Here is a 19,830-nt window from a genome sequence, read left to right as displayed (position 1 = left end):
GCCTGGCTCCGGAGAGATACGTTAGTGAACGATGCCATTCCCCGTCCTCAAACTAAGACCGCAAAGGCGTTAACGCCGCTGCTGGAAATTCGCAACCTGACAAAATCCTTCGACGGCCAGCACGCTGTGGATGATGTCAGTCTGACCATTTACAAAGGCGAGATTTTTGCCCTGCTGGGCGCGTCGGGCTGTGGTAAATCCACTCTGCTGCGGATGCTGGCCGGTTTCGAACCGCCAACCAGCGGCCAGATCGTGCTGGATGGTCAGGATCTGTCGCACGTGGCGCCTTATCAGCGCCCAATCAATATGATGTTTCAGTCTTACGCGCTGTTTCCGCACATGACAGTGGAGCAAAACATCGCCTTTGGCCTGAAGCAGGATAAGTTGCCGAAGGGCGAAATCGCCAGTCGGGTGGCGGAAATGCTGGCGCTGGTGCACATGCAGGAATTTGCGAAGCGTAAGCCGCATCAGCTTTCCGGCGGTCAGCGTCAGCGTGTGGCGCTGGCCCGGAGCCTGGCGAAACGGCCTAAGCTGCTGCTGCTGGATGAGCCGATGGGCGCGCTGGACAAGAAGCTGCGTGACCGTATGCAGCTGGAAGTGGTGGATATCCTGGAGCGTGTCGGCGCCACCTGCGTGATGGTGACCCACGATCAGGAAGAGGCGATGACCATGGCGGGCCGCATCGCCATTATGAATCGCGGCAAGTTTGTACAGATTGGCGAGCCGGAAGAGATCTATGAGCATCCGACCAGCCGCTACAGCGCCGAATTTATCGGCTCGGTGAACGTCTTCGAAGGGCTGCTGCGTGAACGTCAGGCGGATGGCCTGGTGATCGACAGTCCCGGTCTGGTGCACCCGCTGAAGGTCGACTCTGATGTCTCGGTGGTGGATAACGTGCCGGTTCACGTCGCGCTGCGACCGGAAAAAGTGATGCTGTGCGATGAGGTGCCGGCTGATGGCTGCAACTTCGCCGTCGGTGAAGTAGTTCACATCGCCTATCTCGGTGACCTGTCGATTTTCCATGTCCGTCTGCATAGCGGACAGATGATCAGCGCACAGTTACAAAACGCGCATCGCTACCGCAAAGGGTTGCCGACCTGGGGCGATGAAGTCCGCCTCTGCTGGGAAAGCGACAGCTGCGTGGTGTTGACGGTTTAAGGAGCGGCTATGAGCCAGATTTTCCAACGCGCCAAAGCGCCCGCCCGGCTGGTCGGCACGCCGCTGCAACGCTGGGCCACGCGGATTAAGATGCAGCACGGCCGCAAGCTGGTGATCGCCTTACCTTATGTCTGGCTGGTGCTGTTGTTTCTACTGCCGTTTCTGACGGTGCTGAAGATCAGCTTCGCGGACATTGCGCGAGCGATCCCTCCTTACACCGAGCTGGTGAGCTGGGCGGACGATCAGTTTAGTATTGTGCTCAATTTCGGCAACTACCTGACGCTGACCGACGATCCGCTCTATGTCGACGCTTATCTGCAGTCGCTGAAGGTGGCGGCGATCTCGACGGTAATCTGTCTGCTGATTGGCTATCCGCTCGCCTGGGCGGTGGCGCACAGCAAGCCGTCGATGCGCACCATTTTGCTGCTGCTGGTGATCCTGCCATCCTGGACCTCGTTTCTGGTGCGGGTCTACGCCTGGATGGGGCTGCTGAACAACAACGGCATTCTGAATCGCTTTCTGCTGTGGCTGGGCGTGATCGATCATCCGCTGGTGATCCTCTATACCAATACCGCGGTCTATATCGGCATCGTTTACTGCTATCTGCCGTTTATGGTGCTGCCGATCTACACCGCGCTGACGCGTATCGACTACTCGCTGGTGGAAGCGTCGCTGGATCTGGGCGCGCGTCCGCTGAAGACCTTTTTCAGCGTGATTGTCCCGCTGACCAAAGGCGGCATTATTGCCGGTTCGATGCTGGTATTTATTCCGGCGGTCGGTGAATACGTCATCCCGGAACTGCTCGGCGGCCCGGACAGCATCATGATTGGCCGTATTTTGTGGCAGGAGTTCTTTAACAACCGTGACTGGCCGGTCGCCTCGGCGCTGGCGGTGATTATCCTGCTGATCCTGATTCTGCCGATCATCTGGTTCCATAAGCATCAAAACCGTGAGATGGGGGAGAAGGCATGAATAACTTGCCAACCATTCGCTCGCCCTGGCGTACCGGCATTCTGGTCTGCTGTTTCCTGTTCCTCTATGCGCCGATGTTGCTGCTGGTGGTTTACTCCTTCAACAGCTCACAGCTGGTAACGGTATGGGACAGTTTCTCTTTCCACTGGTATCGGGTGCTGTTCCAGGATAGCGCGATGATCGATGCGGTGATGCTGAGCCTGAGCATCGCCGCGCTCTCCGCTACCATGGCGGTGGTGCTGGGGACGCTGGCAGCCGTCATCATCGTGCGCTTTGGCCGTTTCCGCGGCCATAACGGCTTTGCGTTTATGCTGACCGCGCCGCTGGTGATGCCTGACGTGATTACCGGGCTGTCGCTGCTGCTGCTGTTTGTGGCGATGGGGAACGCCTTCGGCTGGCCGAGCGAGCGCGGAATGCTGACCATCTGGCTGGCGCACGTCACTTTCTGTACCGCTTATGTCGCGGTGGTGATCAATTCGCGACTGCGCGAACTGGACCGGTCGATTGAAGAGGCGGCGATGGATCTGGGCGCAACGCCGCTGAAGGTCTTCTTCGTGATTACCGTACCGATGATCGCCCCGGCTATCGTCACCGGCTGGCTGCTGGCGTTTACGCTGTCACTCGACGATCTGGTGATTTCCAGCTTTGTGACCGGGCCTGGCGCCACCACCTTGCCGATGGCGATTTTTGCCACTGTGCGGCGTGGCGTCAATCCGGAGATCAACGCGCTGGCCTCGCTGATCCTGTTTGTGGTCGGTTTAGTCGGTTTTATCGCCTGGCGGGTGATGGCACATGAAGAAAAACAACGTTTAAGCGATATTCAGAAAGCTAAACGTGGCTGAAATCCGTAACCTTTGCCACTATAAGAACGGGCTGGTTTTTACCGGCCCGTTTTTCGATCGGCTGGAGTCACGGACTATGTCAGAAATCTTTAAAAACAGCAGCACGCTCTCCGAGGCACCGGTGCCGGTCACCGTGGCGGGCATTGCCATTATTGCCACGCGTTGCCTGAGCGTAGTGATGCTGGCCAATGAACTTGGCTACAGCGAGCTGGCCAACTTTGTCCACCGCAGCGCCCAGGCCTGGGACTCCACCTTTATCTTTGTCGCCAGTCAGCTGATCTTCCTGTTCGAACTGCGTTGCGCCTTCACCCTGATGCGCGGCAGCAACCGCGGGCGCTGGGGATATGTCGCCACGCAGGTGATTGTGCTGGGCTATATGCTGATGGCGTCGATGGGCTGGATCTACCCGGAGATCTTCAGCATTGATGGCGACAACAATCGCCAGATCGTCCACCACACCCTGCTGCAAAAGCTCCCTGATCTGCTGGTGCTGTTGCTGCTGTTTGTGCCGCTCAGCAGTCGCGCATTTTTCAGCAAGCGATGATACAATCGCGCTCCGCCCGACCTCTCCACCGTTAATACAGGCTTTCCCATGCATTGCGCGCTCTATGACGCTAACCGTTGCCGCTCCTGCCAGTGGCTGGAAAAACCCTATCCGCAACAGCTGACCGATAAACAGTCCAGGCTGGAACAGCTGCTGGCTCAACAGCCGGTCGCGCAGTGGTTGCCACCGATCACCTCGCCGCAACAGGCGTTTCGCAATAAAGCCAAAATGGTAGTCAGCGGCAGCGTGGAACGCCCGGTATTCGGCATGGTGCAGCGGGATGGCGAGGCGATCGACCTGTGCGACTGTCCGCTCTATCCAGCCAGTTTTCAGCCGGTATTTGCTGCGCTGCGGCCGTTTATCGCCCGCGCCGGTCTGACGCCCTATAACGTGGCGCGCAAACGGGGCGAGCTAAAGTACCTGTTGCTCACGGAGAGTCAGCAGGGCGGCATGATGCTGCGCTTTGTGTTGCGTTCCACCACGAAGCTGGAACAGCTGCGTGCGGCGCTGCCGGAACTGCAACAGCAGTTGCCGCAGCTGATGGTGATCTCAGCCAATATTCAGCCGGTGCACATGGCGATTCTGGAAGGGGAGCAGGAAATAGCGCTGACGCCGGCGCAGTCGCTGGCGGAAAACTTTAACGGCGTACCGCTGTGGATCCGTCCACAGAGTTTCTTCCAGACCAATCCGCAGGTCGCCAGCGCGCTCTACGCCACGGCACGTCAATGGGTGCGGGAATTGTCGGTCACCAGCATGTGGGATCTGTTTTGCGGCGTGGGCGGATTTGGCCTGCACTGCGCCACGCCTGAGATGCAGCTGACCGGCATTGAAATCAGCGCCGAGGCGATTAAATGCGCTCAGCGTTCAGCGCAGATGATGGGGCTGGAAAAGGTGCAGTTTGCCGCGCTGGATTCGACCGCGTTTGCTACCGGTCGTGATGCGGTACCGCAACTGGTGCTGGTGAATCCACCGCGTCGCGGCATTGGCGCTGAACTGTGTGACTATCTCAGTCAGATGGCGCCCGATTACCTGCTCTATTCCAGCTGCAATCCACAGACGCTGGCGCAAGACGTGGCCCGGCTGAGCGACTATCAGCTGAGCAAAGTGCAGCTGTTTGATATGTTTCCGCACACTGCCCATTTTGAAGTGCTGGCGCTGTTAACCCGCCAGCCGCGCTAAGCTGCGCGGACTCAGGTAGTGAGCCCGCGTCTGTGGTTTATTCAGGGAACCACTGCTGGTTAATCTGCTGCCAGCGGCCACTGGCCTTCAGTTCGGCCAGCGCATGATTAAAGCGATCGCGTAATTCGGTGTTGCCTTTACGCACCGCAATGCCGAGGCCGGTGCCGAAGTAGTCGGCATCGGTGACGTGCTCGCCGACGGTCGCCAGATCGCTGTTGGTCTTCAGCCACTGATTCACCACGGCGCTGTCACCAAACACCCCATCCAGACGCCCATTCTTCATATCCAGAATCGCATTCTGATAGCTGTCATAGGCTACCACCGTCACCTCAGGATGTTTCTCCTGCAGGTATTTCTGGTGGGTAGTGCCGTTCTCGACGCCGAGACGCTTGCCCTTCAGAGCAGCAAAATCACTGAACTGGCCTTTGCGGGCAATCACGATAGCGGAGTTGGCGTAGTAGGGCTGAGTAAAATCGACCTGCTTGCTGCGCTCGGCGGTGATGTCCATGCCGGAAATGACCGCATCATAGCGGCGGAACTTCAGCGAAGGGATCAGGCTGTCGAAGGCATTGTTGGTAAAGGTACAGTCCGCTTTCATCTGCTGGCAGAGCGCCTTCGCCAGATCGATATCGAAACCGACCAGCTGATTTTCACGGTTCAGCGATTCGAACGGGGGATAGGTCGCCGAAGCGGCGAAGCGAATTTTATCAGCGGCCTGGGCGCTGAGGGCCAGCGAAGCCAGCGTGGCGGCAACAATCCATTTTTTCATTATACGACTCCTGTAATCACAACCTGTTCACGACTCTGAGAGGGACTTACCCTGCCAGATAATGAATTTTTATGCAATCATTGTGAGTTTTCAGGCGAGTCAGGCGGGCGATCCCGCCTGACCATCAGTTGCGTTGCTCAAAGGCCAGCGCGCGTTTTTCGATCAGCCGCATCATCAGCGTCAGCACGCCGTTGACGCAGAGGTAAACCAGCCCGGCGGCGGCATACACCGTGACGTCATAGGTACGGCCGTAGAGCAACTGACCGTGTCCCATTACTTCCATCAGGGTAATGGTATAGGCCAGCGAGGTGCCTTTAAACACCAGCACCACTTCATTGGAGTAAGAGGAGAGGGCGCGCTTAAATGCATAAGGCAGCAGAATACGCAGCGTATCTTTGCGGTTCATGCCGAGCGCGGCACAGGATTGCCACTGACCAGAGGGAATAGCCCGCACCGCGCCGTAAAACAGCTGGGTGGTGTAAGCCGCGCTGTTCAGCGACAGCGCCAGCATGGCGCACAGCCAGGGTTGCGACAGCAGGTGCCACAGCCACGGGATCTGCTGGATCGCCGGAAACTGGCCGGGACCGTAGTAGATCAGGAAGATCTGCACCAGCAGCGGGGTGCCGGTAAACAGCGTGATAAAGCCTTTCACCAGCGGATTCAGAACCGGCGTTTTCAACGCCAGCACCACGGTAAACAGCAGCGCCAGCAGCAGTGCCAGCACCAGCGAGGCCGCGGTCAGCGTCAGGCTGGTATGTAATCCTTTCAGTAATTCGGGCAGATACGCCAGCATCAGCTGTTCCCCCGTTCAAATCGGGTCGTACGCAACTCAATGCGGCGAAGTATCGCCTGGCTGAACAAGGTGATCACCAGGTAGATGGCTGCCGCCACCAGAAACCAGGTAAACGGCTCCTGCGTGCGGGTCGCAATACTTTTGGTTTGCAGCATCAGGTCGTTGACGCTGATCAGCGATACCAGAGCGGTATCTTTCAGCAACACCAGCCACTGATTGCCAAGCCCCGGCAGGGCATGGCGCCACATCTGCGGCATGATCAGACGCAGAAATATCGCCGACTTTTTCATTCCCAGCGCCTGGCCCGATTCCCACTGGCCGATCGGCACCGCTTTCAGCGCGCCGCGCAGGGTTTGTGAGGCGTAGGCGGCATAGAGCATCGCCAGCGCAATCACACCACAGAGAAACGGACTGACGTCGAAGTTTTCAATCTCAACCTGCACCGGCAACTGAAACAGACCGAAATTGAGCGTGAATCCATCAGAGAGGGTCAGCAGCAGCTGAGAGGCACCAAAATAGATAAACAGCACCACCAGAATTTCCGGCAGACCGCGGATCAGGGTAACCAGGCCGGTGCCGATCCACGCCAGCGGTTTCCAGCGCAGTGACTCCCAGCCAGCGAAAATCATCGCCAGCACCAGGCCAGCGATAAGCGCACAAACAGCAAGGCCGACGGTCATACCGGCGGCGCTTGCGAGTGGGATCATTTCATTCATCAGAAATTACTGCGGGAACCATTTGCTGTAGATGGTTTTGTAGGTGCCATCGGCTTTGATCTTCTCCAGCGCACCGTTGAATTGGGTCTGCAGATCGGTGTTACCGGTACGCACCGCAATACCCAGGCCGGTACCAAAGTAGGCTTTATCGGTCACTTTCTCACCCACCGGTGCCAGCATCGCGTTCTGCTTCAGCCACTCGTTGACCACCGCGGTGTCACCGAATACCGCATCGATACGGCCATTTTTCAGGTCCAGTACCGCGTTCTGATAGCTGTCGTATGGCACGGTGGTGATTTCACTGTGCTTCTCGGTCAGGTATTTCTGGTGAGTGGTGCCGTTTTGCACGCCGACGCGCTTGCCTTTCAGCGCTTCAACGCTGGCCACTTTACCTTTCTGCGCCACGAACAGCGCCGAGTTGTCGTAATAAGGTTTGCTGAACAGCACCTGTTTTTCACGCTCAGGGGTGATATCCATGCCCGCCATCACTGCATCAAAGCGACGGAATTTCAGGCTGGGGATCAGGCTGTCGAACGCCTGGTTGGTAAAGGTGCAGGTTGCATCCATCTCTTTACACAGCGCATTGGCCAGATCGACATCGAAGCCCTGAATTTTGTTGTCAGCATCGACGAACTCAAACGGAGGATAAGAGGCTTCGGTGGCGAAACGAATGGTCTGCGCCGCGGTGGCGCTCAGGCTAAAACCAGCAAGCAGTGCAGCAAGTACGACTTTTTTCATTGTTAGCATCCTGACTTAGTGCGAAAGATAGTGAGCAAACGCCTCGGTTTGCGGCTGTGTAAAGCGGCTGGCATCGCCCTGTTCCACGATATGACCATTCTCCATGTAGACCACGCGGCTGGCGGTTTTACGCGCCACTTCCACTTCATGGGTCACGATCACCTGGGTAATCCGGGTCTGGGCCAGCTCGCGAATAATGGTGACGATCTGTGCGGTAATTTCCGGGTCGAGCGCGGCGGTCGGCTCATCAAACAGCAGCACCTGTGGCTCCATCATCAGCGCGCGGGCAATCGCCACACGCTGCTGCTGACCGCCGGAGAGATGCAGTGGAAAGCGGTCGCTGTAGGGCGTCAGGCGCAGACGATCGAGCAGCTTATCTGCCCGGGCGCGTGCGTCGCTCTTGCTGAGGCCGAGTACACGGCAGGGCGCTTCCATCAGGTTCTGCAGCACGGTGAGGTGCGGCCAGAGATTATATTGCTGAAAGACCATCCCGACATTCTGACGCAACTCGCGGATCGCGGCTTCAGCCGGTTTCTGACTGAAGTCGAACTGATTACCGGCGATCTGCAACTGACCCGAACGGGGTTGCTCCAGTAAATTCAGTACCCGCAGCAACGAACTCTTACCGGCGCCGCTGGGACCCAGCAACACCAGCGTTTCGCCTTGCGGACACTCAAGGTTGATGTCGAACAGCGCCTGATGAGCACCGTAGAAGCAGTTTATTGCGTTTAGTTGAATACTCATGCGCCAGATTTGAATAGCTATTAGTGTCGCGGATTTTAACGTCACCAGAATAGTTATGCAATTGAGGTGAGTTAAAATTTATGAAACAGCAGTGAAACCGCTAAAGCTTAGCACAATATCGTGTGCTGTCCGGCAGAGAGAGACGACGCCACGCGCGCCAGCAGAAACAAAAAAAGCGCGGGCATTGACGCCTCGCGCTTTTTTATCACGCCATCATCGGGTGATTATTTTTTCGATTTTTCAAGCATCTGGCTCAGACTGCCACCCTCGGCATGCGCCGGGTTAGCCATGTAGCGCACATCATCGACAACCCAGCAACTGCCCTGGTGGATCATCAGCACTTCATCCTGCCACTGCTTGCCGTCACGACTCAGCTCAACCCGCAGCGGAATGTTACGCGCATCACGATTAGGAATGGTGGAAGCGTCCGCTACGCTGGCCGCGGTCGGACCCTGCGACAGGCTGGAGAAGAGATCGCCATTGCGCCACTGCGCACCGGCATTGCTGCCGCTGGCGGCCTGCAAAGAGCGATAGAGCGCATCGCTCAGATAAGGGCGGTATTTCGCCAGCGTGGTGCTGTCGGGCAGACCCTGAGTCGGCTGTTCAACGCGCAGATCGTAGAATTGCTGGGCTACCTGATCCGGGCCACCTTCAATACAGGGCGCGCTACGCGGGCCATTATCCTTAATCACTGGCTCAACGGTGGTACAGGCGCTGAGCAGCAGGGCCGCTGGGATCATTAACGCAAACGCGTTGTTTCTCATCTCGATTTCCTTATAGTTCTCTGGCAAGTTGCCCTTTTTAGCATAGAGTATAGCCGTGCTTTTTAGTCGAAAGAGCCTTAGTCCGTTTTTCAACAAGGAGATGACGATGAAATTTACCACAACCCCCACGCTGGAAGGCCACAGCATTACGGAATATTGCGGTGTGGTGACCGGTGAAGCGATTCTCGGCGCCAATATCTTTCGTGATTTTTTCGCGGGCATTCGCGATATCGTCGGCGGTCGCTCCGGCGCCTATGAAAAAGAGCTGCGTAAGGCGCGTGAGATTGCATTCAAAGAGCTGGAAGAGCAGGCCAAAGCGCTGGGCGCCAACGCGGTGGTCGGCATTGATATCGATTACGAAACGGTCGGTAAAGATAGCAGCATGCTGATGGTGAGCATCAGCGGTACGGCGGTGATGGTGCGTTGAAACGCCTGCTGTTGCTGTTAGCGGCGCTGCTGCTGGTCGGCTGTCAGTCCGGGGTGGAATCCCGTTCCGGCTACTGGGCCGACCTGCGACATCCCGCGCAGGGAGCCCGGCCACGGGTCAAGGTGATTGTGATTCACTATACCGCCGAAGATTTTCCCTCTTCGCTCGCCACCCTGACCGATCAACAGGTCAGCGCCCATTATCTGATCCCGCGTCAGCCGCCACAGCGCGGCGGCAAAGGCGTTGTCTGGCAACTGGTGCCGGAGCAGCAGCTCGCCTGGCATGCCGGACCGAGCTTCTGGCGCGGTGCCAGCCGCATTAACGATACCTCGATTGGCATTGAACTGGTGAATCGCGGTTACCGCCGTACCCTGACCGGCCGCCAGTGGCAACCGTTCACCGCAGCGCAAATCACCACGCTGGAGGCGCTGTTGCGTGACATCAGCCAGCGCTACGCTATCCCGCCGGAAAACATCGTCGGTCACAGCGATATTGCGCCGCAGCGCAAACAGGACCCCGGTCCGCTGTTTCCCTGGCAGCAGCTGGCGCAGCGCGGCATCGGTGCCTGGCCCGACGCCCGACGCGTAGCGTTTCACTTAGCCGGTCAGGACCCGCAGGCTGCGGTGCCGGTTGAGCTTATCGTGGAGAGATTACAGCGCTACGGCTACCAGGTGGACAACGTAATGGAGGCGCGCCAGCAGCAGAGGGTGATCGCGGCGTTTCAGATGCATTTCCGCCCGGCAGACTATCGCGGCAACGCCGATGCGGAAACCGCCGCGATAGCGGCCGCGCTGCTGGAAAAATATGGCGCGGCGCAGTAATCAGGCTGATTTACTGCTGAAGAAAGGCTTTCCAGTGGCTAACAACCTGTTCGAGTGCCGCGCGATCGGCATCCAGATGGGTGACCAGTCGGGTACGGGGACCGGCGCTGATCAGCACGCCACGCGCCTTCATCCAGGCGGCTAACGGTTCAACCTGATTGACCGGGAGCTGGACAAACAGCATGTTGGTTTGCTGATCGATCACCTCAACGCCCAGTTCATGCAGCTGCTGCCCAAGCCAGGCGGCATTGTCGTGGTCCTGTTGCAGCCGCGCCACGTTGTGCTGCAGGGCATAGAGTCCGGCCGCCGCCAGAATCCCGGCCTGGCGCATACCGCCGCCGGTCATTTTGCGCCAGCGGCGCGCGCGCTCAATCAGCGCCGCATCGCCACACAACAGTGACCCGACCGGCGTTCCCAGCCCTTTTGACAGGCAGATGGTCAGGCTATCGCAATAGCGGGCAATGCCTTCCAGCGTGGTCTGCTGAGCGACCACGGCGTTAAAGATGCGTGCGCCATCAATATGCAGTGCCAGCGCGTGCTCACGGGTGAAGTTGCACGCCTGTTCCAGATAATCTAACGGCAATACTTTACCGTGATGGGTATTCTCCAGACTCAACAGGCGAGTGCGGGCAAAGTGGATATCGTCAGGCTTGATCGCGGCGGCCACCACGTCGAGCGGCAGGGTGCCATCGTCGGCGGCCAGAATCGGCTGCGGCTGGATACTGCCCAGCACCGCCGCGCCGCCCGCTTCATATTTGTAGTTATGCGCCTGCTGGCCAACGATATATTCATCCCCGCGCTGGCAGTGGCTCAGCAATGCCACCAGATTGGCCTGGGTGCCGGTCGGGAAGAACAGCGCCGCCGCTTTGCCGCTCAGGCGCGCCGCTTCTGCCTCCAGGGCATTGACGGTAGGATCATCACGATAGACATCATCACCGGTTTCGGCGGACATTATGGCGCTTAACATGGCGGCGCTGGGCCGGGTCACGGTATCACTGCGTAAATCGATCAACGGGGGGCTCCTGGACGTGGCGGTAGTCAAAAAAAAGGCGGGCATCGCGCCCGCCTGGGTGATGCTGTTGTTTTACCGCAGCCAGTTGGTTTTCGCCAGTTCTACCACCTCATCGCCGCGACCATTCAGAATGGCGCGCAACATGTAAAGGCTGAAGCCTTTGGCCTGCTCCATTTTGATCTGCGGTGGCATCGCCAGTTCTTCTTTGGCGGTGATGACATCGACCAGCACCGGACCCTCATGGGCAAACGCCTGCTCCAGCGCGCCGTTCAGCGCCGAGGCTTTTTCAACCCGGATGCCTTTGATCCCGCACGCTTCGGCGATAGCGGCAAAATCGGGATTATCCAGCTCGGTGCCGTCAGTGAGGTAGCCGCCCGCTTTCATCTCCATCGCCACAAAGCCCAGCACGCTGTTGTTGAAGATCACCAGCTTGACCGGCATTTTCAGCTGCGCCAGTGAGATAAAGTCGCCCATCAGCATGCTGAATCCGCCGTCGCCGCACAGCGCCACCACCTGGCGATTGCGGTCAATCGACTGCGCGCCCAGCGCCTGCGGCATTGCGTTCGCCATGGAGCCGTGGTTAAACGATCCCAGCAGCCGACGCTTGCCGTTCATCTTCAGGTAACGCGCCGCCCAGACGGTGGGCGTGCCGACGTCGCAGGTAAAGATGGCATCTTCGCTGGCGTAGTGACTGATCTGCTGTGCCAGATATTGCGGATGAATCGGCTGTTTATCGTTGGGCTGCGCCAGATCATCGAGGCTTTTACGCGCATCGACATAGTGTTCCAGCGCGCTGTCGAGATGGCTGCGATCGGTTTTGCTGGTGAGCTGTGGCAGCAGTGCCTGCAAGGTGGTTTTCACGTCGCCAACATAGGCTTCATCGACGTGACAGTGCGAGCCGAGGCTGCCCGGATTGATATCAATCTGAATGATCCGGGCTTTTTCCGGATAGAAGGCGCGATAGGGAAACTGAGTGCCGAGCAGGACCAGCGTTTCGGCATTCATCATGGCGTGAAAGCCGGAGGAAAAACCGATCAGCCCGGTCATGCCGACATCGTAGGGATTGTCATATTCGAGATGCTCTTTGCCACGCAGCGCATGGACAATCGGCGCTTTCAGTGTTTCAGCCAGCTTCACCACCTCCGGATGCGCGCCAGCGCAGCCGCTGCCACACAGCAGGGTAATGTTGCTGGCTGCATTCAGGGTCTGGGCCAGCTGGGCCAGTTCGGCGGCCTGCGGCAGCACCTGTGGCAGCTGCGGCGGATACCAGGCGGGATTGGCATTTTCAGGCGCAGGCTTGAGTGCCACATCGCCCGGCAGTACCACCACCGAGACGCCGCGATTGAGGATCGCTTTGCGCATCGCGATAGCCAACACCTGGGGTAGCTGCTCCGGATTAGAGACCAGCTCGCAATAGTGACTGCATTCGCGGAACAGCTCCTGCGGATGGGTCTCCTGGAAATAGCCGCTGCCGATCTCACTCGACGGGATATGTGCCGCAATCGCCAGCACCGGCACGCGGTTGCGGTGACAGTCAAACAAACCGTTGATCAGATGTAAGTTGCCTGGCCCGCAGGAACCGGCGCAGACCGCCAGCTCACCGCTGATATGCGCTTCCGCGCCCGCCGCAAACGCCGCGACTTCTTCGTGACGGGTCGGCATCCATTCAATGGTGCCCATGCGGTTCAGGCTGTCGCTCAGGCCGTTTAATGAATCCCCGGTAACGCCCCAGATTCTTTTAACCCCGGCGTTTTCAAGCGTTTTGGCGACCAGCGCCGCCACGGTTTGTTTCATCTTGTTCTCCTTTGTGGATGCGCCACCACGATGGCGCGACCAAAACCGCAAAAAAGAAGCGTAGACGATGCGGCAGAAAAGCAGCCGTGAAAAAATGCGCTGGCGGCTTCCCGCCTCGATCAGGCGGAGAACAGGGCGATAAGAATCGGAGCCAGCAGACTCATCACGAAGCCGTGCACAATGGCGGCGGGCACAATCTCATTGCCGCCCGCCCGCTGCAGCACCGGCAGGGTGAAGTCCATTGAGGTGGCACCACATAAGCCCAGGGCGCTGGAACGATGGCGGCCGATCAGCGCCGGGATCAGCATGATCGCCACCAGCTCGCGCAGCAGATCGTTGAAGAAGGCGGCGCTGCCGATCACCGGCCCAAACGCTTCAGTGATCAGAATACCGGAGAGAGAGTACCAGCCAAAACCGCTGGCTAACGCCAGACCGGTTTTCAGCGGTAATCCCAATGCCAGCGCCGCAATCAGGCCGCCGATCAGCGCGCTGACCAACACTACGCTAGCCACCAGCATTCCGCGTCGGTTGAGGATGATCTGGCGTAGCGTCATCCCGCTGCCGCGTAGCTGAATCCCTACCAGAAACAGCAGGAAGATCAGCGCATATTCGCTGGCGGTGGCCGCATGATGCAGCAGCGGCCACTGCGTCAGGCCAAGCACAAACCCGATCACCACCACACCGCATAACTTCAGCGAATCCAGCGCCATGTGCAGCCGCGACGGCAGTTTTTCCTGCTTATGGGCATGCTGCCACGGCACACGTTTTTCCAGCCAGCGCAGCGCCAGCAGGTTGCATAACAGAATGCAAAGTGCGGTGACCAGCGCGGTGTGAAATACGGTCACCAGATTGCTGCTGAGGTTATCGAGGAACGCCAGGCTGATGCCCATAAAGAACAGAATCACGTAGACCATCCAGCCTAACAGCCGATTGACCTGACGCAAAAAGGAGGTTTGACGAAAAGGGAGCAGCCAGCCCGCAATCAGGGGCAGCAGAATAATCAGCAGTCCGGAGTACATAACGAATAAGGTCATCCATGAGGAAAGTGGCGACACGCTAACCAAAAAGTGCAATGGAGTAAACCCCTGATGCCGACCGACTTGACCGGCCCGTCTCCGCCAACCATGCTTCGTTTAATAAGAGGATGGCACCCTATGATTCTGGAACATATCGACATTCGCGGTTTTCGCGGCATCAATCAGCTTTCACTGCCTTTAACCCAGACCAATCTGCTGATTGGTGAGAACGCCTGGGGCAAATCCAGCCTGCTTGATGCGCTGAGTTTACTGTTATCACCCCATCACGAGGAGTATGTGTTTACCCCGGGCGACTTCCATTTCACCCCGGGCGACGTCACGGATTCGAAACGTCGTCTCTCGGTGGTGTTTCACTTTCGTGATGACGGCAACAATCATGATGCGCTGCTGGAGCCCTTCTGGCAGCGTGATCCGCAAGGTGCGCGCTGGATCTTTTACAGCGTGCGCGCGACCTGGCGTGCGGAGGGCATCAGCGCCAGCCGGCGCCTGGTTGACCGCCAGCTGCAGCTGTTGCCACAGGAAAACGGCGCGGCGGCCATTGCGCTGCTGCTGCGCCGTCATCCGGTGTTGCGGCTGCGCGATGCGCGCTTCAGTCCACGTTCCCGCCATGAGCGGCCGCGCGAGGCAGCCGACCCGGCTCTGCATCCGCAACTGCTGGCTGGCATGGAAGATCTGGCGCGCGATCTTGAGCGGCATCCGCAGCAACTGAGTGATGAGGTGCTGCGGCAGGGACTGAAAACCCTGCAACAGCTGATGGAGCACTATTTTCTGGTGCAGCAGCCCGCTGCATCGGCGGTAGCCCGACGGGTTGATCCGCAGGTGCGGGATGGCGATCAGGGATGGCGGGCGCTGGACCAGCTTAATCAGCTGATTGCTGGCAATGACTCGCGCAGCCGGCAACTGATCCTGCTGCAGATGTTCACGCTGCTGATCCAGGCGCGCGGCGATCTGCCGCTGGCACCGGATGCGCGTCCGCTGTTACTGATTGAAGATCCGGAAACCCGTTTGCATCCGATTATGCTGTCGGTGGCGTGGAACCTGCTGTCATTGCTGCCACTGCAAAAAATCGCCACCACCAATTCGGCAGAACTGCTGTCGCAGGTGCCGGTGGAGAATGTCTGCCGGCTGGTCCGTGAACCGTCACGGGTGGCGGCGTGGCGCATCGGGCCGGAAGGATTGAGTGCGGAGGAGAGCCGGCGCATCGGTTTTCATATTCGCGTCAACCGGCCTGCCGCGCTGTTTGCCCGCTGCTGGCTGCTGGTGGAAGGGGAAACCGAAGTCTGGATCATCAATGAGCTGGCCCGGCAGTGTGGCTACAGCTTTGCCGCCGAAGGGATAAAAGTCATTGAATTTGCTCAGTCGGGCCTCAGGCCACTGCTGAAATTCGCCCGCCGGATGGGCATTGCCTGGCATGTGCTGACTGACGGCGACGAGGCGGGCAACAAATATGCCGCTACCGCCCGCAGCCAGCTGCAGCCGCACGATAGCGAGCAGCAGCATCTGACACAGCTACCCGCATGGGATATTGAAAACTTTCTCTTTCAGCAGGGATTTCGTGAGGTTTATCTGGAGACAGCGCACCTGCCGTTAAACGTGAAGATGAGTGCCAGGCGTATTATTACTCAGGCGATTCACCAGACCTCGAAGCCTGAACTGGCGATCGCGGTGGCGAACGCTGCGGCTGAACGCGGTCCGGATGCCATCCCGGCGTTGATGCGCGAAATGTTCGCTCAGGTCATCGGGCTGGCACAGGGCAAGGCAGACTAACGCGTCGCCACAAGAAAAATGCCAGCGTCGTTGGCTGGCATTTTTAGGGGAGTATTCAGAATGGGGATGAAGGTGTCAGGCAACGGCCTGTACTTCTGCCGGCATCTCTACCGGTACAATCAGACTGGCGTGATTGCCCTTCGGACCTTCGTGGACATCAAACTGAACCTGCTGGCCAGCTTTCAGCGTTCTGTAACCCTCCATCTGAATCGTTGAGTAGTGTGCAAAGATATCTTCGCCACCCCCGACTGGACAGATAAAGCCAAAGCCTTTGGCGTTATTGAACCATTTAACTGTACCCGTCTCCATGCTTTTACTTCCCTCGCAAGACATTTTATAAGTAGGTGAGGTCATTGAAGCTGTGAGTCGAGTTTGATTAAAACTCAATCAGCTTGTGCAAGTAGAATGTAGAGAAATGGCGGCTGGCGTCAAGCAAACCCCCAGGCTGGATGGGGAAAAAATCATCAAAATTTGAGGCAGTTAACGCTATTGCGAATTTTGTGATACAGGTCGCGGGTGGGATTTTCCGAATAAATTTTCATCAGCGGCCAGGCGCTTGACAGGCATGTTAAACTCTCAACATGTAGCCGCTTAAATGCGATGGTCGAAATCTCAACGGAACACTATGGCAAACACAAACGACTGGCTTAACTTTGAACATCTGGCCGAAGACAAAGTACGCGAAGGGTTAAAGCCGCCTTCAATGTATAAAGTCATTCTGAATAATGACGATTATACACCTATGGAATTTGTTATTGACGTTGTACAAAAGTTCTTTTCTTATGATGTTGAACGTGCAACGCAGCTGATGTTGAAAGTTCACTACCACGGCAAGGCGATCTGTGGTGTATTTACTGCAGAAGTCGCCGAGACCAAAGCGGCCCAGGTGAACAATTATGCGCGGGAAAATCATCATCCGTTGCTGTGTACGCTGGAAAAAGCCTGATCGCGTCTCCATATAGGAAACAGGTCAGAGCGATAATTGGGGGAGGTGCCTAATGCTCAATCAAGAACTGGAACTCAGTTTAAATATGGCTTTCGCCAGAGCGCGTGAGCACCGTCATGAGTTTATGACCGTCGAGCATCTGTTACTGGCGTTGCTCAGTAACCCGTCGGCCAGAGAGGCACTGGAAGCCTGTACGGTGGATATAGTGGCTCTGCGGCAGGAACTCGAAGCCTTCATCGAACAAACCACACCCGTTCTACCTGCCAGTGAGGAGGAGCGCGATACACAACCGACGCTCAGCTTCCAGCGCGTATTGCAGCGTGCGGTTTTCCATGTCCAGTCATCCGGTCGCAGCGAAGTTTCCGGTGCGAACGTGCTGGTCGCTATCTTCAGCGAACAGGAGTCGCAAGCCGCTTATCTGTTGCGTAAGCATGAAGTCAGCCGTCTTGATGTGGTGAACTTCATTTCTCACGGTACGCGCAAAGATGAGCCTGGCCAGGCGCCTGGCGCAGAAAATCCGGTTAACGAAGAGCAAGCAGGCGGGGAGGAACGTATGGAAAACTTCACCACCAATCTTAATCAGCTTGCTCGCGTCGGTGGCATCGATCCGCTGATCGGTCGCGATAAAGAGCTGGAGCGTACCATCCAGGTGCTGTGCCGTCGCCGTAAAAACAACCCGCTGCTGGTGGGTGAATCGGGCGTCGGGAAAACGGCGATTGCGGAAGGACTCGCCTGGCGTATCGAGCAGGGCGACGTACCGGAAGTCATGAAAGACTGCACCATCTACTCGCTGGATATTGGTTCGCTGTTAGCTGGCACCAAATACCGCGGTGACTTTGAAAAACGTTTTAAAGCGCTGCTGAAACAGCTTGAGCAGGATGAAAGCAGCATTCTGTTTATCGATGAAATCCATACCATCATCGGTGCAGGTGCGGCCTCAGGTGGCCAGGTTGATGCCGCTAATCTGATTAAACCGCTGCTCTCCAGCGGGAAAATCCGGGTAATGGGTTCCACCACCTATCAGGAATTCAGCAACATCTTCGAAAAAGACCGTGCTCTGGCGCGTCGCTTCCAGAAGATCGATATCACGGAGCCTTCTGTTGATGAAACCGTGCAGATCCTGAATGGCCTGAAAACCAAGTACGAAGCGCACCACGATGTGCGTTATACCGCGAAAGCGGTGCGTGCGGCGGTGGAACTGGCGGTGAAATATATCAACGACCGTCATCTGCCGGATAAAGCGATTGACGTGATCGATGAAGCCGGTGCGCGTGCGCGCCTGATGCCAGCCAGTAAACGCAAGAAAACCGTTAACGTGGCTGACATTGAAACCGTGGTTGCGCGTATTGCCCGCATTCCGGAGCAAAGCGTCTCGGCCACCGATCGCGATACGCTGAAAAATCTGGGCGACCGCCTGAAAATGCTGGTGTTTGGTCAGGACAACGCCATTGAGGCGCTGACTGAAGCGATCAAAATGAGCCGGGCAGGATTGGGTCAGGATCGTAAGCCGGTGGGATCGTTCCTGTTCGCCGGACCGACGGGCGTCGGTAAGACTGAAGTCACCGTACAGCTGGCAAAAGCGCTGGGTATTGAACTGCTGCGCTTTGATATGTCCGAGTACATGGAGCGTCACACCGTCAGTCGTCTGATTGGTGCGCCTCCGGGTTATGTTGGCTTTGATCAGGGCGGCCTGCTGACCGATGCGGTGATTAAACATCCTCATGCGGTAGTACTGCTGGATGAGATTGAGAAAGCGCATCCTGACGTGTTCAACCTGCTGCTGCAGGTGATGGATAACGGTATGCTGACCGATAACAACGGTCGCAAAGCGGACTTCCGTAACGTGGTGCTGGTGATGACCACCAACGCCGGGGTACGTGAAACCGAACGTAAATCTATCGGCCTGATTCATCAGGACAACAGCACCGACGCGATGGAAGAGATCAAAAAGATCTTTACGCCAGAGTTCCGCAACCGTCTGGACAACATCATCTGGTTCAGTCACCTGTCACCAGAGGTGATTCATCAGGTGGTCGACAAATTTATTGTCGAGTTGCAGGCGCAGCTGGATGCGAAAGGCGTGTCGCTGGAAGTCAGTGATGAAGCGCGTGACTGGCTGGCTGAGAAGGGCTATGACAAAGCGATGGGTGCCCGTCCGATGGCACGCACCGTGCAGGAAAGCCTGAAGAAACCGTTAGCCAATGAATTGCTGTTTGGTTCGCTGGTGGATGGTGGTTCAGTCTCGGTAGCGCTGGATCGTGAGAAAGGTCAGCTGACCTATCACTTCCTGAGTGCAGAGAAACGTAAAACCGAAGGCACCGTGCATTAATTGACGGATGCCAGATATGAAAAAGGCCGGATTAAAATCCGGCCTTTTTTTTCGCTGCATTTCTGATGCCGCGAGACTATCGCAGCTTAGCGACTACGGAAGACAATGCGGCCTTTGCTCAGGTCGTACGGGGTCAGCTCGACTGTGACTTTGTCGCCCGTCAGGATGCGGATGTAGTTTTTGCGCATTTTACCGGAGATATGAGCGGTAACCACGTGTCCGTTCTCAAGTTCTACGCGGAACATGGTGTTAGGTAACGTATCCAGTACGGTACCTTGCATTTCAATATTGTCTTCTTTGGCCATCGAATCCTCTGGGTGTACTACCTTTCAGTTGAACCGGCAAGATAATGCCCAATTCAACGATTTATGTAAAGAACCGTCGGCGATTTTGCCAACGCTTTGCCGTGCTTCGCGTGATACGCGAGCATTACGGTAAAATTCGGGTGTTTATGTGACGTCTGCGGGGGATTAGCGGG

21 protein-coding genes are annotated in these 19,830 nt (G+C 57.2%); 10 read left to right on the top strand and 11 right to left on the bottom strand.

The window, feature by feature from the left end; translation table 11 throughout:
- The first annotated feature begins 24 nt into the window (after positions 1-24).
- The 5 genes from potG to rlmC all read left to right on the top strand — a co-directional run bounded on the left by potG (position 25) and on the right by rlmC (position 4,695).
- A complete protein-coding gene (gene potG / locus LZU96_RS13405) occupies positions 25-1,158 on the top strand; it encodes a putrescine ABC transporter ATP-binding subunit PotG (protein WP_094119332.1) in 1,134 nt (377 codons plus the stop codon).
- Positions 1,159-1,167: 9 nt separating this feature from the next.
- A complete protein-coding gene (potH, locus tag LZU96_RS13400) occupies positions 1,168-2,130 on the top strand; it encodes a putrescine ABC transporter permease PotH (RefSeq protein ID WP_010254421.1) in 963 nt (320 codons plus the stop codon).
- Complete coding sequence (gene potI / locus LZU96_RS13395; protein WP_031376999.1) at positions 2,127-2,972, top strand: putrescine ABC transporter permease PotI; 846 nt, start codon at positions 2,127-2,129, stop codon at positions 2,970-2,972. The genes potH and potI overlap by 4 nt, the downstream gene beginning before the upstream one ends.
- A 76-nt stretch (positions 2,973-3,048) precedes the next feature.
- Complete coding sequence (locus tag LZU96_RS13390) at positions 3,049-3,516, top strand: YbjO family protein (RefSeq protein WP_233988203.1); 468 nt, start codon at positions 3,049-3,051, stop codon at positions 3,514-3,516.
- Positions 3,517-3,564: 48 nt separating this feature from the next.
- The gene (rlmC, locus tag LZU96_RS13385) at positions 3,565-4,695 is read left to right on the top strand and encodes a 23S rRNA (uracil(747)-C(5))-methyltransferase RlmC (RefSeq protein WP_233984759.1); all 1,131 of its coding nucleotides are present in this window, start codon (positions 3,565-3,567) and stop codon (positions 4,693-4,695) included.
- A gap of 37 nt (positions 4,696-4,732) precedes the next feature.
- Here the strand turns inward: rlmC and LZU96_RS13380 are convergent, their stop codons facing one another.
- The 6 genes from LZU96_RS13380 to LZU96_RS13355 form a co-directional block, all read right to left on the bottom strand.
- The gene (locus tag LZU96_RS13380; protein ID WP_233984758.1) at positions 4,733-5,464 is read right to left on the bottom strand and encodes an arginine ABC transporter substrate-binding protein; all 732 of its coding nucleotides are present in this window, start codon (positions 5,462-5,464) and stop codon (positions 4,733-4,735) included.
- Positions 5,465-5,588: 124 nt separating this feature from the next.
- On the bottom strand, positions 5,589-6,257 hold the full coding sequence (gene artM / locus LZU96_RS13375) for an arginine ABC transporter permease ArtM (protein WP_233984757.1): 669 nt from the start codon (positions 6,255-6,257) through the stop codon (positions 5,589-5,591).
- The gene (gene artQ, locus LZU96_RS13370) at positions 6,257-6,973 is read right to left on the bottom strand and encodes an arginine ABC transporter permease ArtQ (RefSeq protein WP_233984756.1); all 717 of its coding nucleotides are present in this window, start codon (positions 6,971-6,973) and stop codon (positions 6,257-6,259) included. The genes artM and artQ overlap by 1 nt, the downstream gene beginning before the upstream one ends.
- 6 nt (positions 6,974-6,979) lie before the next feature.
- On the bottom strand, positions 6,980-7,711 hold the full coding sequence (artJ, locus tag LZU96_RS13365) for an arginine ABC transporter substrate-binding protein (protein ID WP_233984755.1): 732 nt from the start codon (positions 7,709-7,711) through the stop codon (positions 6,980-6,982).
- 15 nt (positions 7,712-7,726) lie between these two features.
- Positions 7,727-8,455 carry an arginine ABC transporter ATP-binding protein ArtP gene (gene artP, locus LZU96_RS13360; protein ID WP_233984754.1) on the bottom strand — a complete coding sequence of 243 codons (729 nt, stop codon included), beginning with the start codon at positions 8,453-8,455 and terminating at the stop codon, positions 7,727-7,729.
- 224 nt (positions 8,456-8,679) lie between these two features.
- Positions 8,680-9,219 (bottom strand): lipoprotein, encoded by a 540-nt coding sequence (locus LZU96_RS13355; RefSeq protein WP_233984753.1) that lies wholly within the window; start codon positions 9,217-9,219, stop codon positions 8,680-8,682.
- 106 nt (positions 9,220-9,325) lie between these two features.
- Here LZU96_RS13355 and LZU96_RS13350 point away from each other — a divergent pair, with 106 nt between their 5' ends.
- Together LZU96_RS13350 and LZU96_RS13345 are read left to right on the top strand one after the other, a co-directional pair.
- Positions 9,326-9,646, top strand: a complete 321-nt coding sequence (locus LZU96_RS13350; RefSeq protein WP_233984752.1) for a heavy metal-binding domain-containing protein — start codon at positions 9,326-9,328, stop codon at positions 9,644-9,646.
- Entirely contained in the window at positions 9,643-10,467 is an 825-nt protein-coding gene (locus LZU96_RS13345; protein ID WP_233984751.1) for an N-acetylmuramoyl-L-alanine amidase, read from the top strand. Before LZU96_RS13350 ends, LZU96_RS13345 begins: the two co-directional genes overlap by 4 nt.
- Positions 10,468-10,477: 10 nt before the next feature.
- Here LZU96_RS13345 and ltaE read toward each other — a convergent pair whose 3' ends face one another.
- The 3 genes from ltaE to LZU96_RS13330 form a co-directional block, all read right to left on the bottom strand.
- Complete coding sequence (gene ltaE / locus LZU96_RS13340) at positions 10,478-11,479, bottom strand: low-specificity L-threonine aldolase (RefSeq protein WP_233984750.1); 1,002 nt, start codon at positions 11,477-11,479, stop codon at positions 10,478-10,480.
- A gap of 72 nt (positions 11,480-11,551) precedes the next feature.
- Positions 11,552-13,273, bottom strand: coding sequence for a ubiquinone-dependent pyruvate dehydrogenase (gene poxB / locus LZU96_RS13335; RefSeq protein WP_233984749.1), 1,722 nt, complete (start codon positions 13,271-13,273; stop codon positions 11,552-11,554).
- A 119-nt stretch (positions 13,274-13,392) separates the two neighbouring features.
- Positions 13,393-14,292, bottom strand: coding sequence for a lysine exporter LysO family protein (locus LZU96_RS13330; RefSeq protein WP_233984748.1), 900 nt, complete (start codon positions 14,290-14,292; stop codon positions 13,393-13,395).
- Between the two features lie 135 nt (positions 14,293-14,427).
- On the opposite strand from LZU96_RS13330, the gene LZU96_RS13325 reads away from it, so the two are divergent.
- Positions 14,428-16,077, top strand: a complete 1,650-nt coding sequence (locus tag LZU96_RS13325; RefSeq protein ID WP_233984747.1) for an ATP-dependent nuclease — start codon at positions 14,428-14,430, stop codon at positions 16,075-16,077.
- A gap of 75 nt (positions 16,078-16,152) precedes the next feature.
- Here the strand turns inward: LZU96_RS13325 and cspD are convergent, their stop codons facing one another.
- Positions 16,153-16,386 (bottom strand): cold shock-like protein CspD, encoded by a 234-nt coding sequence (gene cspD / locus LZU96_RS13320; RefSeq protein WP_233984746.1) that lies wholly within the window; start codon positions 16,384-16,386, stop codon positions 16,153-16,155.
- Between the two features lie 316 nt (positions 16,387-16,702).
- Here cspD and clpS point away from each other — a divergent pair, with 316 nt between their 5' ends.
- Positions 16,703-17,023: an ATP-dependent Clp protease adapter ClpS gene (clpS, locus tag LZU96_RS13315; RefSeq protein WP_003849318.1), complete on the top strand. Its 321-nt coding sequence runs from the start codon at positions 16,703-16,705 to the stop codon at positions 17,021-17,023.
- 52 nt (positions 17,024-17,075) lie between these two features.
- Complete coding sequence (gene clpA / locus LZU96_RS13310; protein WP_233984745.1) at positions 17,076-19,352, top strand: ATP-dependent Clp protease ATP-binding subunit ClpA; 2,277 nt, start codon at positions 17,076-17,078, stop codon at positions 19,350-19,352.
- Between the two features lie 86 nt (positions 19,353-19,438).
- Here the strand turns inward: clpA and infA are convergent, their stop codons facing one another.
- Positions 19,439-19,657 carry a translation initiation factor IF-1 gene (infA, locus tag LZU96_RS13305; RefSeq protein WP_002211347.1) on the bottom strand — a complete coding sequence of 73 codons (219 nt, stop codon included), beginning with the start codon at positions 19,655-19,657 and terminating at the stop codon, positions 19,439-19,441.
- Between the last annotated feature and the right edge of the window lie 173 nt (positions 19,658-19,830).

Origin of the sequence: Pantoea agglomerans (assembly GCF_021397715.1) — a bacterium.
GTDB lineage: Bacteria > Pseudomonadota > Gammaproteobacteria > Enterobacterales > Enterobacteriaceae > Pantoea > Pantoea astica.
The sequence above is the reverse complement of the archived record's forward strand: the minus strand, read 5'-3'. Positions and strand labels throughout refer to the sequence as shown.

What these genes read in the sequence shown, in the direction of transcription:
- potH (WP_010254421.1), top strand. Translation starts at nt 1,168, where the DNA reads ATGAGCCAGATTTTCCAACGCGCCAAAGCGCCCGCCCGGCTGGTCGGC.
- potI (WP_031376999.1), top strand. Translation starts at nt 2,127, where the DNA reads ATGAATAACTTGCCAACCATTCGCTCGCCCTGGCGTACCGGCATTCTG.
- LZU96_RS13390 (WP_233988203.1), top strand. Translation starts at nt 3,049, where the DNA reads ATGTCAGAAATCTTTAAAAACAGCAGCACGCTCTCCGAGGCACCGGTG.
- rlmC (WP_233984759.1), top strand. Translation starts at nt 3,565, where the DNA reads ATGCATTGCGCGCTCTATGACGCTAACCGTTGCCGCTCCTGCCAGTGG.
- LZU96_RS13380 (WP_233984758.1), bottom strand. Translation starts at nt 5,464, where the DNA reads ATGAAAAAATGGATTGTTGCCGCCACGCTGGCTTCGCTGGCCCTCAGC.
- artM (WP_233984757.1), bottom strand. Translation starts at nt 6,257, where the DNA reads ATGCTGGCGTATCTGCCCGAATTACTGAAAGGATTACATACCAGCCTG.
- artQ (WP_233984756.1), bottom strand. Translation starts at nt 6,973, where the DNA reads ATGAATGAAATGATCCCACTCGCAAGCGCCGCCGGTATGACCGTCGGC.
- artJ (WP_233984755.1), bottom strand. Translation starts at nt 7,711, where the DNA reads ATGAAAAAAGTCGTACTTGCTGCACTGCTTGCTGGTTTTAGCCTGAGC.
- artP (WP_233984754.1), bottom strand. Translation starts at nt 8,455, where the DNA reads ATGAGTATTCAACTAAACGCAATAAACTGCTTCTACGGTGCTCATCAG.
- LZU96_RS13355 (WP_233984753.1), bottom strand. Translation starts at nt 9,219, where the DNA reads ATGAGAAACAACGCGTTTGCGTTAATGATCCCAGCGGCCCTGCTGCTC.
- LZU96_RS13350 (WP_233984752.1), top strand. Translation starts at nt 9,326, where the DNA reads ATGAAATTTACCACAACCCCCACGCTGGAAGGCCACAGCATTACGGAA.
- poxB (WP_233984749.1), bottom strand. Translation starts at nt 13,273, where the DNA reads ATGAAACAAACCGTGGCGGCGCTGGTCGCCAAAACGCTTGAAAACGCC.
- LZU96_RS13330 (WP_233984748.1), bottom strand. Translation starts at nt 14,292, where the DNA reads ATGTACTCCGGACTGCTGATTATTCTGCTGCCCCTGATTGCGGGCTGG.
- LZU96_RS13325 (WP_233984747.1), top strand. Translation starts at nt 14,428, where the DNA reads ATGATTCTGGAACATATCGACATTCGCGGTTTTCGCGGCATCAATCAG.
- cspD (WP_233984746.1), bottom strand. Translation starts at nt 16,386, where the DNA reads ATGGAGACGGGTACAGTTAAATGGTTCAATAACGCCAAAGGCTTTGGC.
- clpS (WP_003849318.1), top strand. Translation starts at nt 16,703, where the DNA reads ATGGCAAACACAAACGACTGGCTTAACTTTGAACATCTGGCCGAAGAC.
- clpA (WP_233984745.1), top strand. Translation starts at nt 17,076, where the DNA reads ATGCTCAATCAAGAACTGGAACTCAGTTTAAATATGGCTTTCGCCAGA.
- infA (WP_002211347.1), bottom strand. Translation starts at nt 19,657, where the DNA reads ATGGCCAAAGAAGACAATATTGAAATGCAAGGTACCGTACTGGATACG.